This is a genomic window from Actinomadura sp. SCN-SB (assembly GCF_043906805.1).
Taxonomy (GTDB): domain Bacteria; phylum Actinomycetota; class Actinomycetes; order Streptosporangiales; family Streptosporangiaceae; genus Spirillospora.
Genome location: NZ_JBIMPP010000055.1, coordinates 14,762 through 29,885 on the forward strand (window position 1 = coordinate 14,762; position 15,124 = coordinate 29,885).

At 70.0% G+C, this 15,124-nt stretch carries 14 protein-coding genes, 1 tRNA gene, 1 other RNA gene and 1 pseudogene; 14 read left to right on the top strand and 3 right to left on the bottom strand.

Features of this window, described 5'->3' with window-relative positions; genetic code table 11:
• Positions 1-272 precede the first annotated feature (272 nt).
• The 6 genes from ACGWYJ_RS28560 to ACGWYJ_RS28585 all read left to right on the top strand — a co-directional run bounded on the left by ACGWYJ_RS28560 (position 273) and on the right by ACGWYJ_RS28585 (position 5,715).
• Positions 273-533, top strand: a complete 261-nt coding sequence (locus tag ACGWYJ_RS28560; protein WP_285700271.1) for a hypothetical protein — start codon at positions 273-275, stop codon at positions 531-533.
• Between the two features lie 196 nt (positions 534-729).
• Positions 730-888 carry a hypothetical protein gene (locus tag ACGWYJ_RS28565; protein ID WP_395109500.1) on the top strand — a complete coding sequence of 53 codons (159 nt, stop codon included), beginning with the start codon at positions 730-732 and terminating at the stop codon, positions 886-888.
• 9 nt (positions 889-897) lie between these two features.
• Entirely contained in the window at positions 898-1,410 is a 513-nt protein-coding gene (locus ACGWYJ_RS28570) for a PH domain-containing protein (RefSeq protein WP_285700275.1), read from the top strand.
• Between the two features lie 375 nt (positions 1,411-1,785).
• Positions 1,786-3,408 carry a helix-turn-helix domain-containing protein gene (locus ACGWYJ_RS28575; protein ID WP_395109501.1) on the top strand — a complete coding sequence of 541 codons (1,623 nt, stop codon included), beginning with the start codon at positions 1,786-1,788 and terminating at the stop codon, positions 3,406-3,408.
• Positions 3,409-3,553: 145 nt separating this feature from the next.
• Positions 3,554-4,270, top strand: coding sequence for a FadR/GntR family transcriptional regulator (locus ACGWYJ_RS28580; protein WP_395109502.1), 717 nt, complete (start codon positions 3,554-3,556; stop codon positions 4,268-4,270).
• 131 nt (positions 4,271-4,401) lie between these two features.
• Entirely contained in the window at positions 4,402-5,715 is a 1,314-nt protein-coding gene (locus tag ACGWYJ_RS28585) for a CynX/NimT family MFS transporter (protein WP_395109503.1), read from the top strand.
• Here the strand turns inward: ACGWYJ_RS28585 and ACGWYJ_RS28590 are convergent.
• The 3 genes from ACGWYJ_RS28590 to ACGWYJ_RS28600 all read right to left on the bottom strand — a co-directional run bounded on the left by ACGWYJ_RS28590 (position 5,712) and on the right by ACGWYJ_RS28600 (position 6,841).
• Entirely contained in the window at positions 5,712-6,017 is a 306-nt protein-coding gene (locus ACGWYJ_RS28590; protein ID WP_285700280.1) for a type II toxin-antitoxin system VapB family antitoxin, read from the bottom strand. The two genes, ACGWYJ_RS28585 and ACGWYJ_RS28590, sit on opposite strands and share 4 nt — an antisense overlap.
• 357 nt (positions 6,018-6,374) lie before the next feature.
• Positions 6,375-6,462: transfer RNA gene (locus ACGWYJ_RS28595), tRNA-Ser, on the bottom strand.
• 10 nt (positions 6,463-6,472) lie between these two features.
• Positions 6,473-6,841 (bottom strand): DUF952 domain-containing protein, encoded by a 369-nt coding sequence (locus ACGWYJ_RS28600; protein ID WP_395109504.1) that lies wholly within the window; start codon positions 6,839-6,841, stop codon positions 6,473-6,475.
• A gap of 68 nt (positions 6,842-6,909) precedes the next feature.
• Between ACGWYJ_RS28600 and ffs the strand changes: the two genes are divergently transcribed.
• The 8 genes and pseudogenes from ffs (at position 6,910) to ACGWYJ_RS28640 (ending at position 15,120) form a co-directional block, all read left to right on the top strand.
• Positions 6,910-7,005: signal recognition particle sRNA small type (gene ffs, locus ACGWYJ_RS28605), an RNA gene on the top strand.
• A 36-nt stretch (positions 7,006-7,041) separates the two neighbouring features.
• Positions 7,042-9,702: a DNA polymerase III subunit gamma and tau gene (locus ACGWYJ_RS28610; protein WP_395109505.1), complete on the top strand. Its 2,661-nt coding sequence runs from the start codon at positions 7,042-7,044 to the stop codon at positions 9,700-9,702.
• 624 nt (positions 9,703-10,326) lie between these two features.
• A pseudogene (locus ACGWYJ_RS28615) lies at positions 10,327-10,704 on the top strand (YbaB/EbfC family nucleoid-associated protein); the annotation flags it as partial.
• A 466-nt stretch (positions 10,705-11,170) separates the two neighbouring features.
• On the top strand, positions 11,171-11,770 hold the full coding sequence (gene recR, locus ACGWYJ_RS28620; protein ID WP_285700291.1) for a recombination mediator RecR: 600 nt from the start codon (positions 11,171-11,173) through the stop codon (positions 11,768-11,770).
• Positions 11,763-12,317, top strand: coding sequence for a DUF5063 domain-containing protein (locus tag ACGWYJ_RS28625; protein WP_285700293.1), 555 nt, complete (start codon positions 11,763-11,765; stop codon positions 12,315-12,317). The genes recR and ACGWYJ_RS28625 overlap by 8 nt, the downstream gene beginning before the upstream one ends.
• 490 nt (positions 12,318-12,807) lie before the next feature.
• A complete protein-coding gene (locus tag ACGWYJ_RS28630) occupies positions 12,808-14,091 on the top strand; it encodes an aspartate kinase (protein WP_395109507.1) in 1,284 nt (427 codons plus the stop codon).
• 112 nt (positions 14,092-14,203) lie between these two features.
• Complete coding sequence (locus ACGWYJ_RS28635) at positions 14,204-14,872, top strand: TetR/AcrR family transcriptional regulator (RefSeq protein ID WP_395109508.1); 669 nt, start codon at positions 14,204-14,206, stop codon at positions 14,870-14,872.
• 2 nt (positions 14,873-14,874) lie between these two features.
• Positions 14,875-15,120, top strand: a complete 246-nt coding sequence (locus tag ACGWYJ_RS28640) for a hypothetical protein (protein WP_395109509.1) — start codon at positions 14,875-14,877, stop codon at positions 15,118-15,120.
• Positions 15,121-15,124 lie beyond the last annotated feature (4 nt).

Consider the following 15,124-nt stretch of genomic DNA (forward strand, 5'->3'; position numbering starts at 1 on the left):
CTCCTTATGCGCGCTTTGCTTTGCTCTGCGTCACTACCGCCCTGGGATGAAAAGCCGTATCCGTTGCGCACACCAAGGGGCGGTACGCGCGTTCCCACAGGAATGCCTAGACGAGGTGCAGCCACCGTAAGGCCACCCAGAGGGCGCGATGTTCGCTGATGGGTCACCGTGGGTAATAGGCAGCTACGGAACGTCAGCGATCGTTACCTCCGCCGTCCCGGCACAGGGGACCGCACGGAACCGGACGGCGTGAGCGAGCTCGAGGATGCGTGATGGCTCACCAAGGGGACAGCGAGTTGCCCGGGTACGAGGCGGTCGGCGACCGCCTCACCGAGGAATTCGCCGCGGTGCACGCCGCCGAGACCGTGGCGCGTTGCGTCGCCGCGGCACGCCACGGGGCGCAGGAGGTCACCGGGGGCGCGCCACCGGATCTGGTGGAACGGATCGCCCGCAAGCATCTGCAGGTCCTGGCGATCGTGGCGGCGGAGAAGCGGCGCCACGCGTCCCGCCCGTCCCGGGGAACCCCGCAGTAGCACGCGCGGGGGCCTGGGAAACGAGGCGGAAGCGGCGCGCCCGGGACAGGCGGGCCACGACCTTGGATAGGCAGGCGGTGCACGCCTAGGACAGGCGGCGCACGCCTTACTCGTGCACAGTCTTACTTTGCGGCCATTCGGGGCTGTGCGAAACTGATCTGGGGTCTGTGGGTCATCGTGCTCCGGGAGGCGAATCTTGCCCGCCAAGAAATACCTCACGTGGGCTGCCGCGGCCTTCGTGGCGTTCTACGTGGTCACGCAGCCCGACGGGGCGGCGCGCTCGGTGCAGGGCGCGGCCGACGGGCTCGCCTCGGTCGCCGGTTCCCTCGCCACCTTCGTCAACACGCTGGCTTGAGGTGCTGCCATGAGGCTGGTGACCCCCGGAGACTCCGCCCCCGCGTCGGTGAACAAGTACCTCCTCCCGCACGAGACCCAGGTGATCACCGTGCGGCGGCACCCGGCCGTGCTGATGATGCCGGTGGGCCTGGTGCTGGCCGGCCTGATCGTCGCCGGGGTCGTGAGCAACACCGTGACCTCCGTCACCTGGATCTGGTGGGGCTGGCTGATCCTGCTCGCCTGGTTCGTGTGGCGGGTGGCCGAGTGGTCGGTCGACTACTTCGTGATCACCAACCAGCGGATGCTGCTGACCACGGGACTGATCACCCGCAAGGTCGCGATGATGCCGCTGGCGAAGGTCACCGACATGAGCTTCCGCCGCACCATCGCGGGACGGATGCTCGGCTACGGCGACTTCGTCCTTGAGTCGGCCGGTCAGGACCAGGCCCTCGACACGGTCGACTTCCTCCCGTACCCCGAGCAGCTCTACCTTGAGGTCTGCGAGATGATCTTCCCCAACAAGAACCCGTCGGACGACTGAGCGCCCGCGTGACCTCCGTACCGGAAGCCGCGGGCGGAGCGCCGGGGGGACCGGGATCCCGGGTGGGGCGTTGAGGCCCGCCTACCGGAGCGGTGACCGGCAATGGGAGCGGAACGCCGACTCAAGGGAGAATCCGGGGCATCGCCGACCGAACGGCATATGACCGGCTACGGTAAGGACAGATCTCCCGGGCGCGTGGCGTCCCTCCGGAACGCGCGGCCCCCTGCGCGGGACGGGTCACCACCGAGCGACATGGGACGAAGCCGCCCGGTGATCTATGTTGTTCCGCTTCATTACTTGCGATGTGTGTTAACCCGCAATGTGCAATCATGTCGGCACCCCAGTCGCCTGATTACTTCCGCTAAGTGAGTCCACATGCCGGGTCCAGGCAACGTCGGCGAACGTGTCCGCAACCTGCGGCTGACCAGACGCTTGTCGCAGGCGCAGCTCGCCGGCCATGACCTCTCCGACAGCTATATCTCCCTGATCGAGTCCGGGAAGCGGACGCCCACGCCCACCGTGCTGCGCATGCTGGCCGAACGGCTCGGCTGCACGCCCGAATACCTCGCCGAGGGCGTCGAACCGGAGCAGCGCGCCCATCTGGAGGTCAGGGAGCGGCACGCGCACCTGGCCCTGCTCGCCGGTGACCCGGCCGCGGCCGACAGCGGCTTCGCGGACGTCATCGCGCGCAGCGACGACCAGGAACTGACGTCCAGGGCCCGATGGGGGCGTGCCCGCGCCCTTGAGGAGCTCGGCCGTACCGAGGCGGCCATCGCGCTGTTCGAGGAACTGCGCGAGCAGGCCGAGCGCGACCCGGGACGGGCGAGCTGGCTGCCCGCGGTCATCGCGCTGGCCCGCTGCTACCACGCCGTCGGCGACCTGGGGCAGGCGGTCGCCCTGGGCGAGCGCGCGCTGGCCCGCCTGCGCCATCTCGGGCTCACCGAGGGCCAGGAGTACATCGAGGTCGGGCGGATCCTCCTCCTCGCCTATGTGGACCGCTCCGATCCCGTCCGGGCGCACGAGATCGGCAGGCGGCTGCTCGCCTCCCCGTCCTCGGAGGACGCCCCCGAGACGACCGGCGGGGCCGGCGCGGAGGAGGCGCAGGAGAGCGGGGCGGTTCCGGACGACTTCGAGGAGACCGACGAGACCACGGCCGGTTACCAGAGGGCCAGCTCGAAGGCGTTGTCGGAAGGCGCGGTCGGGGACGCCCTGTATCTCGCCGAGCAGGCATTGGCGGCGTATGCGGGTGTGAAGCCCGCGCTAGCACGCGCGCGACTCAACTTGGCAGGGGCCAAGGCTCTGCTGCGTGGCGTGGTGCCGTTCTCGTATGAACTGGACGTCACCAAGGCGGCGATGCCCGATGTGCTGTCCGCGACCGCCCCTGGCATCGGGACGGGCCTGTTCGAGGGCGGTGAGGTCGGCTCCGTCGTTCCGGGACGTCCCTCAGGGCCCGGGTGGCAGCAGGACGCGGCGGCGCGCAGGCAGGCGGCGGAGGAAGCGCTCGCACTGTTGGAGGACACGTCCCTCCTGGAAGGCGCCGAAGCCACGGAACGCACCATCGAGAAGGCGCGTGCCCTGGTGTTCATCGGCCGTCCCGAACAGGCCATAGCCATACTGGAGGGCTTCCTCGACACGGGGCTCGTCCTGGCCGCGCCGTCGTTGACCGAGGCGGCCCGTCTTCCCACCCACACGGGAAGCGATCTCAGCCCAAGGCTGCGGAAGTCCACCCAGGCGCGGATGGTCCTTGCGCGCGCGCGGCTCGTGCAGCGGGACCGTACGGCGGCCCTCGTCGTGCTGCGTACCGCCGCCGAGCAGTTGGACGGGCTGCGCGGTGGACGTCAGATCGCGCAGTTGTTGAGGGAACTCGGCGAACTGTTCGAGCTGGCGGGAGACACGAAGGGCGCCACCAGCGCCTACCGGCGCTCGCTGGAGGCGGCCGGGCTGCGCCCGGCACGCTCGCGCGCCGGGGACCGTGACCTGGGACGCGTCCACCCCTGACCCCGGCCCCGGCCGTAGGCGGTGATCTGTCGAGGCATGGCGATAGATGTCCTACCATGGAGACATGGGATGATTGGATGAATTCGTCCTTGAGTGGGCGGCCGATCGTCCTTGGTCAGGGGACGGTGCCGATCGAGGGGGAATCGTGACGCTGCGCACGGCCCGGCGTGCCTCGCTGGTGGACCAGGTGATCGACCAGCTCAGGGAGGAGATCGCGACCGGGGTGTGGCCGGTCGGGGCCAAGATCCCTCCGGAGCCGGCGCTGACCCAGAGCCTGGGCGTGGGACGGAACACCGTCCGCGAGGCGATCCGCGCGCTCACCCATGCCGGGCTGCTCGAATGCCGCCAGGGCGACGGCACGTACGTGCGGGCGACCAGCGAACTGTCCGGAGCGGTCCGGCGCCGGCTCGCGACCGCCGAACTGATCGAGATCCTTGAGGTGCGGCGCGGGCTGGAGGTCGAGGCCGCCCGGCTCGCCGCCGCCCGGCGTACCGACAACGACATCGACGCGATCGACGCGGCGCTGAAACGCCGGGAGACCGCCTACGCGGCCGCGGACCACGGCGAGTACGTCGAGGCGGACCTGGCGTTCCACACCGCCGTCGTGGAGGCCACGCACAACCGGGTGCTCACCGACCTCTACCACGACTTCGGCTCGGCGCTGCGCGCGAGCATCGGAACCGCCGGGATCCTGCTCCGCCATGCCGACGTCCCCCACGGGCCCATCGCCGCGGCGATCAAGGCCGGTGACGCGGAGGCCGCGGCCGAGGCCACCCATGCCTGCCTGGGCGAGATCCTGCGTCTGGCCGGGAAGCGCGCCCTGGACCGTTCCGAAGACGCCGAGATCTCGGCTCCCGCATGACCCGTTCCGACAACCGATCCCCGGCCTGAGAGCGTCCCGCTCCGGCATGCCGATGAGGCGTGCCTCTTGGCCTCCTGCCTTCTGGGCGGCCTGGTCGTCTCCGGCTTCCGTTCACAAGGTGCTTAAGCGATATGACTTCCTCCCCCACGTCCACGACGTCTCCGGCGCTCTCCCGGACCGGCGCCATCTGGATGCTGGCCGGTCTGCTGCTGCTCACGATCAACCTGCGGGCCGCCATCACCGGTGTCACCCCGATGCTCGGCGATCTTCAAAAGACGTTCGGGCTCACCGGTGTGGAGGTGAGCGTCCTCACCACGCTGCCCGTGCTGTGCCTGGGGGCGTTCGCCTCGCTCGCGCCCGTGCTGGCGCGGCGGTACGCCACCGAGCCGATCGTCGCCACCGCACTCGTGATGATCACTGTGGGGGTCGTGCTGCGGATCGTCCCGTCGCCGCCGGCGCTGTTCGGCGGCACCGTCCTGGCGGGCGCGGGCATCGCGCTGGGCAACGTGCTGCTGCCCGCCGTGATCAAACGCTTCTTCCCCCGGCGCGTCGGCTCGCTCAACGGGGCGGCGATGATGCTGATGGCGACCAGCGGCGCGGTCGCCGCCGGGCTCGCCGTCCCGCTGGACGACGCCGCCGGATGGCGGATCGCCCTGGCCATCTGGGCGGTGCCATCGGCGTTCGCGGCGCTGCTGTGGGGGCCGCCGGCCCTGCGCGCCATGCGTGGCGACGGCTGGGCGGCTCCCGGGCCCCGCGGGCGGGACGCGGCCGTCCACGACCACGGATCGCTGCTGCGCTCACCGCTGGCCTGGTACGTGACCGCCTTCATGGGCCTGGCCTCGCTGATGTTCTACGTGCTGATGTCCTGGCTCCCCGAGATCATGCGTGACCACGGGCAACCGCCGGCCGTCGCCGGGTCCATGGTGTCCTTCATGATGATCATCGGTATTCCGCTGGGCTATGTGGCGCCGGTCGTCGCCGCCCGCATGCGCGACCAGCGTCCCCTGGTCATCGCCATCGGCGCCGTCATGGCGGTGGGACTGACCGGCCTGCTGCTCGCCCCCGGCCCCGGCTGGCTGTGGGTGACGATCCTCGGGCTGGGCACCGGGTCGGCGTTCCCCCTCGGCTTCACCCTGCTGAGCCTGCGGTCGCCGAGCCCGTCGGTCGCGGCACGGCTGTCCGGGATGTCCCAGACAGGGGGTTACATCTTCGCGGGGTTCGGGCCACTGGCCTTCGGCGTCCTGCACAGCGCCACCGGAGGCTGGGACCTCTCGCTGATGCTGCTGCTCATCCTGGTCATCCCGGAAGTGGTGATAGGTCTCCTCGCGGCACGGCCCGGGTTCGTACGGACGGTCCCGTCCCGCTCCGAACGCCTGCTGGAACTCGAGGACCAGGATGCTCGCGCGGCCGTCCCCTCGGGAGGTCCGTCCGTTCCGTCTCGTTAGGGGTTCAGCGCGTCCATGTCCAGGACCCGGGCATGAAGAACGAGCCGCTGGTGCAAGGCCGCACGGAGAGCCCGGTGCAGGCCGTCCTCAAGGTAGAGCTCACCCCGCCACTGCACGACGTGCGGGAACAGATCCCCGTAGAAGGTGGAGTCCTTGGACAGCAGAGAGCCCAGGTCAAGCTCCCGTTTCGTGCTCACGAGCTGGTCCAGCCGGACCTGCCGAGGCGGGATCTTGGCCCAGTCGCGAGACGACAGACCATGCTCGGGATAGGGACGCCCCTCACCCACCGCCTTGAAGATCACCCCCCGAGTCTACGGCGTCGGATGAGGGCAGAGAAGGACACGTAACAGATCGTGTCATCCAGCCACCCCCGCGTAGTCAAAACCATGCTTGCAGATCAAGGCCCGCGGCGGACTGGAGCGGGCGCGTGAACGCGGTCCCACGCTCTGTGGTGTGGCCCGGCAATCAACGTCCGGACAGGATCGGTTCAAGGCATGCCGACGGATGTCGTCCGACGCGACGTTGAGGTGGAAGTACCTGATGGCTCAGGTTTGGCGCTGTGGCGCAGGAGGGACGGGCCTCAGAAAGGCGACTGAGATCAAGTGGTGAGGGCGGCGCCCGGGTGGGTGCCGCCCTCCATGTGTTCGGCCTGGTCAGGCTGGCGGAGGATAGGAGATTCGAACTCCTGAGGGGTTGCCCCCAACACGCTTTCCAAGCGTGCGCCCTAGGCCACTAGGCGAATCCTCCGCAGCAGAGCCTACCGGTTCGCGGGCACTGAACGGACATCAATAACGGCGTCCAGCGGGATCGGCCCGTAGACGTGCGGGAACAGCTCATCGCCCGCCGCGTCGGGCGCCCGTTCGTACCGTACGGGGACGTCCAGCTTGGCGGTGTCGATGACCAGCAGGACGAGGTCGGCCGGGTCGATGCCGCCGTAGAAGCGGGACAGGACGCCCTTCACCTGGGCGAGGTCCTTCGAGCAGTGAATGAAGCCCTCTTCGTCCAGCGTCCGGCCTAAGGTTGACATGGTGTACGACACACCAAGGTCGCGAGCCGATTCCCAGCGGCGGCGTTCGGCGATGTGGAGCAAGGTCTCCTGCGGTGCCGGGGCTCGGGAGACGGTCATGGCGCCGGAGCCTAGCGGGAGGCGGTTCATACCGTGCTAACGGGTGGGCTGGATGCCATAGACTCGGGGCAGACCCCTCGCACGGCGTCACCCTGTGAACCTCCCCAGGGCCGGAAGGCAGCAAGGATAAGCAGGCTCTGGCGGGTGTGCGGGGGGTCCTTTCGCTTGACGCTCTGCTTCTCGAGGAGGGCGGACCCCCGATGAGTCTGGCTCTGTACCGCAAGTACCGGCCAGCGACGTTCGCCGAGCTCAAGGGGCAGGAACACGTCGCCGAACCCCTGCAGCAGGCGTTGCGGAACGGCCGGATCAACCACGCCTACCTCTTCAGCGGCCCCCGCGGATGCGGCAAGACCTCCAGCGCGCGGATCCTGGCCCGCTCCCTCAACTGCGAGAAGGGCCCGACTCCCGACCCTTGCGGGGTTTGCGACTCCTGCGTCGCCCTTGGCCCCACCGGCAACGGCCACATCGACGTCATCGAGATCGACGCCGCGTCCCATGGCGGTGTGGACGACGCTCGTGACCTGCGCGAACGGGCGTTCTTCGCGCCCGTGTCCGCACGCTTCAAGGTGTACATCATCGACGAGGCGCACATGGTCACCAGGGAGGGCTTCAACGCGCTGCTGAAGCTGGTCGAGGAACCCCCGCCGCACCTGAAGTTCGTCTTCGCGACCACCGAGCCCGAGAAGGTCATCGGGACGATCCGGTCGCGTACCCACCATTACCCGTTCCGGCTGATCCCGCCGGGGACGCTGCAGGAGCTGGTCGAGGAGATCCTGCGGGCCGAGGACGTACCGTACGAGGCCGCGGCGCTGCCCCTGGCGGTGCGGGCGGGCGCCGGATCGGCCCGGGACACCCTGTCGATCCTGGACCAGTTGCTGGCCGGCTCGGACGAGAAGGGGATCACCTACGCGCGTGCGGTGTCGCTGCTCGGCTACACCGACTCGACCTTGCTGGACGAGGTGATCCAGGCGTTCGCCGCGCGGGACGGCGGCGCGGTGTTCGCCGCGATCGACCGGGTGATCGAGAGCGGCCAGGATCCTCGCAGGTTCACCGCCGACCTGCTCGAACGAGTCCGCGACCTGGTGATCCTGTCGAACGTTCCGGAGGCCGGGACCACGGGGCTGCTGAACGTGCCGCCGGACGAGCTGGAGCACATGCGGCGGCAGGCGTTCTCCATGGGGCCCGGGGAACTGACCCGCGCCGCCGACCTGCTGCACACCGGACTGACCGAGATGCGCGGAGCCACGTCACCCCGGCTGCTGCTGGAGCTGATCTGCGCCCGCATCCTGCTGCCCGCCGCGTACGAGGACGAAGCGTCCCTGTACGCCCGCCTGGACCGTCTGGAGCGTCAGGCCGCACAGGGTGGCTTCTCGGGTTTGCCTGCTGGACAGGCCGGATTCCAAGACGAGCCGGGGGGATTCCAGGGCCAGGGGGATGCCTTCCAGGAACAGCGGGGCGGATTCCAAGGCGCCCAGGGGAGGGGGCCGTCCGTACAGGGGGGAGCCTCTTCGGCGCACGGTGGAGCCGCTGGAGCTGCTGAAGCGCCAGCGCGTACCGACGTGGGTCAAGCGGAGACGCGATCTGTCGCAGGGGCACGAGCTGCGGCAGGAGGACAAGCCGCAGCAGGAGGACAAGCCGCAGGGGACCGCGGCGCCGCGCAAGCGGCGCCGAGTGGGCCGAGTGGGCCGAGTGGGCCGAGTGGGCCAAGTGGGCCAAGTGGGCCAGGTGGGCCAGGTGGGCAGGTCTCCAGCAGCACCTCCGAAGAGGCGGCGCAAGCTTCTGGGCGCGCCTCTACGCACGGTGGGGCAACATCTCCTCATACTTCTGGGGAAATAGCGCCTGCGCCTGCGGCGGGCGTGGTCGGGCGTGGCTCGCAGGGAGGCGACCCCCCGCCCGCCCAGGGGGGCGACCCCAGTTCCATTGTCAAACGCCCAGGTAGGCCCGGGGAAGCCGAATCGGCCTTTGTGGATAACCCTTCGGGGCAGCCCGGAACGGCGGGGCACGCTTCGCATCCCGGTCTGGCGGAACGGCCCGGAGACGCAGCGCAGCGGCAGCCCGGCCAGCCCGGCCAGCCCGGCCAGACAGGCCAGACCGGCCAGACCGGGCACGCTGGGCCTCCTGGGAAGCCTGGGCATGGCCAGTCTGGACATGCCGGGCAGCAGGGGCCGCGGGGAGGTATGGACGTCTCGGCCGTGCAGCGGCTCTGGCCGGACATCGTCGAGGCGGTCAAGCACAAGAGCAAGGTCGCCTGGATGGCGATCATGTCGGGGGTCCAGCCGGTCTCCCTCGATCACAACCTTCTCACCCTGTCGTTCGAGGCCGAGGGCGCCCGCACCAACTTCACCAACGGCGGCCGCGACGTCGTCCTCCGTGAAGTGCTCAGGGAACGCATGGGCGTCGACTGGCGGATCGAGACCGTCCTCGGCGGTGCGGCTTCCTCCGGACGCGCCGGCAGGGGCAGGCAAGGCGGCCGACCCGGTCCTGGAGGCGGCGGGATGACCGGTCCCTCGCCCAGCGGCTTCAGGAGTGCGTCCACACCCGCGGCCCCGCCCCCCTCGCGTCCAGAGCCGTCGGTCCCCACACCTTCGGTCCCCACACCTTCGGTCCCAGCGCCCCCTGCCCCCTCCCCGGAGAACAGCCCCTCCGGCTTCGGCGGTGGACGACTGCACGAGCCCGTCCCCGGCCCTCCCCCACCGGACGAGCCGCCACCGCCGCCCGAACCGCCGCCCGCGGACGAGAGCGACGAGGTCGACCCGGAGGGGGACGCCGACGCGGACGGTTCGGAGATCGAGGCCAGCGGCATGGCCCTCATCCAGCGCGAGCTGGGCGGCCAGATCATCCGCGAGATCGACAACTCCTGACCCGGCGCCGCTGTCCCCCGAGCCCCGAGCCCGTGTCCCCCTTCGTCGTGCTCCGGTTCGCCGCAGGCTCTACGGACGTCGGTACGCGGGCGGGGGCGTTGCCCGACCCTGCCTAGGCGTTCTGGCAGTCGGCGAGCACGCACGGACGATGTCCACCCGCCGCATCGCGTCGCGATCGGCCACGGCCGGCATCTGCCCGCTCGGCCCCACACCGCCCGGCACCTTCCTGGACGTGTTGGACGTCGACCTCGTCGGACTGATCAACGCCTACAACGTCGCCTACCCGCACCTCCCGGACGGCGCCTCCATGCGATGCCCACCGGGTCGATCGCGAGCCTGGTGCAGGGCACCGTGGACAACCCGGCGACCGGACCGGGACCACCCACGCCGGACTCCCCGCTCCCGCGTAAGCACGTGCGAAGGCGGGCGCAACCGCTCTTCTCCCGTCAGGACGGTGCGTTACGAAGTTCAAGGGGCGTTGCGTACCGGATCGGTGGGGGAACCCGTAGTCTCGGAGGACGGATGTCCGATGCCGGGCGCAACGTCGGAGACGTGGCCCCGCTGAGGACAAGGCCCTTCGGGGGCGGGACAGAAACGGAGCACACCGTGGAACCCGGTGGTCAGTTGAACTTCCAGGAGCTGATGCGCCAGGCGCAGGAGCTTCTCACCGCGCAGCAGGAGCTCGCGGAGGCCGAGGTGACCGGCACGTCCGGCGGGGGGCTCGTCACCGCGACGGTCAACGGCCAGGGCGAGGTGACGGGTCTGTCGATCGACCCGAAGGCCATTGATGCCGACGACCCGGCCGAGACCGCCGAGACGCTGGCCGACCTGGTTCTCGCCGCGATCCGCGACGCCGGACGCTCCGCCGAGGAACTTCAGCGGTCCCGGATGGGCCCGTTGGCCGCGGGGCTGGGCGGTGGGCTCCCTGGAATGCCCGGCCTCGGCGACATGCTGGGCGGGGGCGGCCCAGGCGGCGGGGGCGGCTTCCCGGGCCTTCCCGGGTTCCCCGGCCTCCAAGGAATGCCCGGGGCGCCTGCGGCCGGCGCCGGCTCTGATGAGGGCGGTCAGGGCAAGTCCGACGACTCGGATGATTCCGAGAACGGCGGCGGACGGGCGGGGAAGCCGGGTGGTTGAGTTCATAATGGCTTGATCGCCTCAGCGTCGGCCTCGACCTCGGCGGCCCGGCACACGGACCCGGCTCCCACCAGGCGACTCCCATCGGGAGCCGCGCGGCGCACGGCCATGAGACACCGCCGGAAGACCCCGGAAGACACCGGGAGACGTCGGTCGGGGACGGGTAGAGGCGGAACGGAGGCGGCGGAATGGTGTTGCGGCCGGCGTGGATCTAGCCTGGTGCCGTCCCGGTGTGAACGCCGTACGGCCCGATCCTGGCCTGGGGCACGGTGCGGGATCTAGCGTGAGACTTGGCCTCGGGCCCCGGTGTGAGAGCTCGTGAAAGGACGGACCGTTGTACGAAGGGGTCGTTCAGAACCTGATCGACGAACTGGGCAGGCTGCCCGGCGTCGGCCCCAAGAGCGCGCAGCGGATCGCCTTCCATCTCCTCGCCGCGGACCCGGCCGATGTCGAGCGTCTCGGGAAGGCGCTCAAAGAGGTCAAGGACAAGGTCCGCTTCTGCAAGACCTGCGGCAACGTCGCCGAGGAGGAGGAGTGCCGGATCTGCCGGGACGCCCGCCGCGACCCCCAGGTGATCTGTGTGGTCGAGGAGCCCAAGGACGTCGTCGCGATCGAGAAGACCCGCGAGTTCCGCGGGCGCTACCACGTGCTGGGCGGGGCGATCAGCCCCATTGAGGGCGTGGGGCCCGAGGACCTGCGCATTCGCGAGCTGATGCAGCGGCTCGCCGACGGGACGGTGACGGAGCTGATCCTCGCCACCGATCCCAATCTGGAGGGCGAGGCCACCGCGACCTATCTCGCCCGCCTCGTGAAATCCATGGGGCTCACCGTCACCCGCCTGGCCAGCGGCCTGCCGGTGGGTGGCGACCTGGAGTACGCCGACGAGGTGACGCTGGGCCGCGCATTCGAAGGACGGAGGCTGCTCGATGTCTGACTCCAACGCCAACAGCCCGCAGGACTGGAACATCCTCGCCGAGCGCGTGGCCCGCCATGTGGAGAACTATCTGAGCGGACTGGAGGCGGTCGCGCGCGGCGAGGGCGGCCGGCACACCGTGCCGCTGCTGCTTCTGGAGGTGTCCCAGGTCATTTTGGCCGGGGCGCAGCTGGGTGCCAGCGCGGACGTGATCCTTCCCGACAACTGGGAGCCCGAGGTCGGCGAGGACCCCGACCTGGACGAGATCAGGCAGGGCTTGTCCGAACGGCTGGTGGCCGTGGACGAGTACACCGAGGTCTTCGACCCGTACAAGGACGGCGAGCCGACACCGTACCGGCTTTCCGACGACCTGGTCGACGTCGCCAGCGACCTGGTGCACGGGCTGCGCCACTACCAGCACGGCCGTCCCCTGGAGGCGCTCTGGTGGTGGCAGTACTCCTACTTCAACCACTGGGGCAACCACGCCGGTGCCGCCCTCCGCGCCCTGCACGCGGTCATCGCAGGGGCGCGGTTGGACGTCGCCGAGGAAGTCGCCGCCGTCCCATAATCCGGCGACGACGGGTCGCCTGGGCCGCGCCTGCCCGGGGCTGCGCCACCACCCTGTCGGCTGTGGTGCCGGTATTGGCTGCGTCGTCGGCCCGTTCATCGGCCCGTTCCTTCATGACCGGCGCCTGGGCCGGTCCGCCTTCTGCGTACGCCTTGATCGGCAGGCGTGGCCGCGGCGGCTCCACAGCAGCGGGTTGTCGTTGCCCTACAGGGCAGTCCGCTGTGCCTCCAGCGCAAGCCCGCGGGTGCTCAACCGGCGGCATCCCAAACCCCATCCGGCCGCAATCGTCGGCTAGCGACGGCGGCCGGTTCAGACAGGTCACGGCGGCGACGAGCCCTCCGCCCGCTGCCGTAGCCCAGGACCGCACCGCCAGGCCCTCGCCATGGGCGAAGCGCAGGGCGTAGGGAGTTACCTAGTCGTAACCCATACGCACCGGCTCGGTAGACTCAAGCGCGGTACGCCCGACCCCTAGTCTGAGGAGCGCCCACCCGTGGCCCTTGTCGTACAGAAGTACGGTGGCTCCTCCGTCGCTGATGCCGAGCGCATCAAGGCGGTCGCCCAGCGCATCGTCGCGAACAAGAAGGCGGGCCACGACGTGGTGGTCGTGGTCTCGGCCATGGGCGACACGACGGACGACCTGATCGATAAGGCCGAGCAGGTCAGCCCCCTTCCACCGGCCCGTGAGCTGGACATGCTGCTCACCGCCGGCGAACGGATCTCGATGGCGCTGCTGGCCATGGCCATCGCGAACCTGGGCCACGAGGCCCGGTCGTTCACCGGCTCACAGGCCGGAGTGATCACCGACGGGGCGCACGGCAAAGCCAAGATCATCGACGTGACGCCCGGCCGGATCCGTACCGCGCTGGACGAGGGCTCGATCTGCATCGTGGCCGGGTTCCAGGGCGTCTCCCAGGGCACCAAGGACATCACCACGCTGGGCCGCGGCGGTTCCGACACCACCGCGGTCGCGCTGGCCGCCGCGTTGGACGCCGACGTGTGCGAGATCTACACCGATGTGGACGGCGTGTTCACCGCCGACCCGCGGATCGTGCCGGCCGCGCGCCGCATCCCGCTGATCTCCTACGAGGAGATGCTGGAGATGGCGGCCAGCGGCGCCAAGATCCTGCATCTGCGCTGCGTCGAGTACGCGCGCCGCTACAACATTCCCATCCATGTGCGCTCGTCCTTCAGCCAGAAGGAGGGCACCTGGGTGGTCGACAGCAGCGACATCGAGGCCCGGAAGGACGGGGACATGGAACAGGCGATCATCTCCGGGGTCGCGCACGACCGCAGCGAGGCCAAGATCACGGTGGTCGGCGTGCCGGACAAGGTCGGCGAGGCCGCCTCGATCTTCACGGTGCTGTCCGAGGCCGAGATCAACATCGACATGATCGTCCAGAATGTCTCCGCGGCCTCGACCGGGCGCACCGACATCTCCTTCACCCTGCCCGCCAGCGACGGCCAGCGGGCGCTGACCGCGCTGAACAAGGTGAAGGACCGGGTCGGGTTCGAGTCGCTGCGCTACGACGACCGGATCGGCAAGGTCTCCCTGATCGGCGCCGGGATGCGGTCGCACCCGGGCGTCACCGCCAAGTTCTTCTCGGCGATCGCCGACGCCGGTGTCAACATCGAGATGATCTCCACCTCGGAGATCCGGATCTCGGTGGTGGTGGCCCAGGACGACATCGATACCGCGGTCGCCGCGGCCCACCACGCGTTCGACCTCGACTCCGAGCAGGTCGAGGCCGTCGTCTACGGAGGCACCGGCCGCTGACGCCCGCGTCCCCCGCGTCCCTGGCCGACCGGCCACCGGCCAGGGACGCGTGGCCCCGCGGCGGCTCCGAACGGGCGCGCTTGACTCCGGCTGACCGCTTAGAGTGGCGTACGTGACCGAGACCAGGGCGGCCAAGTCGGAGCAGACGCGCGCGCTGATCGTGGAGACCGCGCTGCGGCTGTTCCGGGAGCGCGGGTACGAGGCGACGACGATGCGCGCCATCGCCAAGGAGGCAGGGGTCTCGGTCGGCAACGCCTACTACTACTTCGGCTCCAAGGAGGAGCTGATCCAGGCGTACTACGACGAGCTCCAGGAGGAGCACGTCAAGGCGTGCCGGGCGGTCCTCGACTCCGAGCGCGACTTCGCGCCGCGGCTGCTCGGCGTGCTCAAGGCCCGGGTCGACACGATGGTGCCGTACCACGAGTTCGCCGGGAAGTTCTTCAAGTTCGCGGCGGAGCCGACCAGCCCCCTCAACCCGTTCAGCGCCGAGTCCGGCCCGGCCCGCGCCTCCGCCGTGGACATCTACCGGCAGGTCGTGAACGGCTCGTCCCTGAAGATCGACCCGGACTTCCGCGAGGAGCTGCCCGAGCTGCTGTGGCTGTACTCGATGGGGATCGTCCTGTACTGGGTGCACGACAGCTCCCCGGGCTGCCGCAAGACCTACCTTCTGGTGGAACGCACGGTTCCGCTGGTCAACCGCATGGTGTCCATGTCCCGCCTTCCAGGCTTCAAGTCCGTCACCCGCGAACTGGTCTCCATCATCCGGGAGGTCCGCGCCTGACCATGGCGGGTGAGGCGGCGGGTTGCGTTGCGTGCGGTGGGACGGTCGCCCCGGACGGCCACTGCTGGGACTGCGGCAAGGATCAGCCCGCGTTCGGATCGCACCTGGAGGTCACGGTGGACGGCGCCGCCCGCCGCGCCGGGCGGGCCGTGCAGGCGCCGGCCGGACCCGTTGGCGTGGACGCGGGCGGACGGGACAACGTCACCGCGCTCCTCATCCCCGTCCGCCGAGCCGCACTCCGGTCGTGAACGG

Excerpts from the sequence above, each read along its gene's own strand:
- ACGWYJ_RS28560 (WP_285700271.1), top strand. The coding sequence starts at position 273 with ATGGCTCACCAAGGGGACAGCGAGTTGCCCGGGTACGAGGCGGTCGGC.
- ACGWYJ_RS28570 (WP_285700275.1), top strand. The coding sequence starts at position 898 with ATGAGGCTGGTGACCCCCGGAGACTCCGCCCCCGCGTCGGTGAACAAG.
- ACGWYJ_RS28575 (WP_395109501.1), top strand. The coding sequence starts at position 1,786 with ATGCCGGGTCCAGGCAACGTCGGCGAACGTGTCCGCAACCTGCGGCTG.
- ACGWYJ_RS28585 (WP_395109503.1), top strand. The coding sequence starts at position 4,402 with ATGACTTCCTCCCCCACGTCCACGACGTCTCCGGCGCTCTCCCGGACC.
- ACGWYJ_RS28600 (WP_395109504.1), bottom strand. The coding sequence starts at position 6,841 with ATGACCGTCTCCCGAGCCCCGGCACCGCAGGAGACCTTGCTCCACATC.
- ACGWYJ_RS28610 (WP_395109505.1), top strand. The coding sequence starts at position 7,042 with ATGAGTCTGGCTCTGTACCGCAAGTACCGGCCAGCGACGTTCGCCGAG.
- ACGWYJ_RS28625 (WP_285700293.1), top strand. The coding sequence starts at position 11,763 with ATGTCTGACTCCAACGCCAACAGCCCGCAGGACTGGAACATCCTCGCC.
- ACGWYJ_RS28640 (WP_395109509.1), top strand. The coding sequence starts at position 14,875 with ATGGCGGGTGAGGCGGCGGGTTGCGTTGCGTGCGGTGGGACGGTCGCC.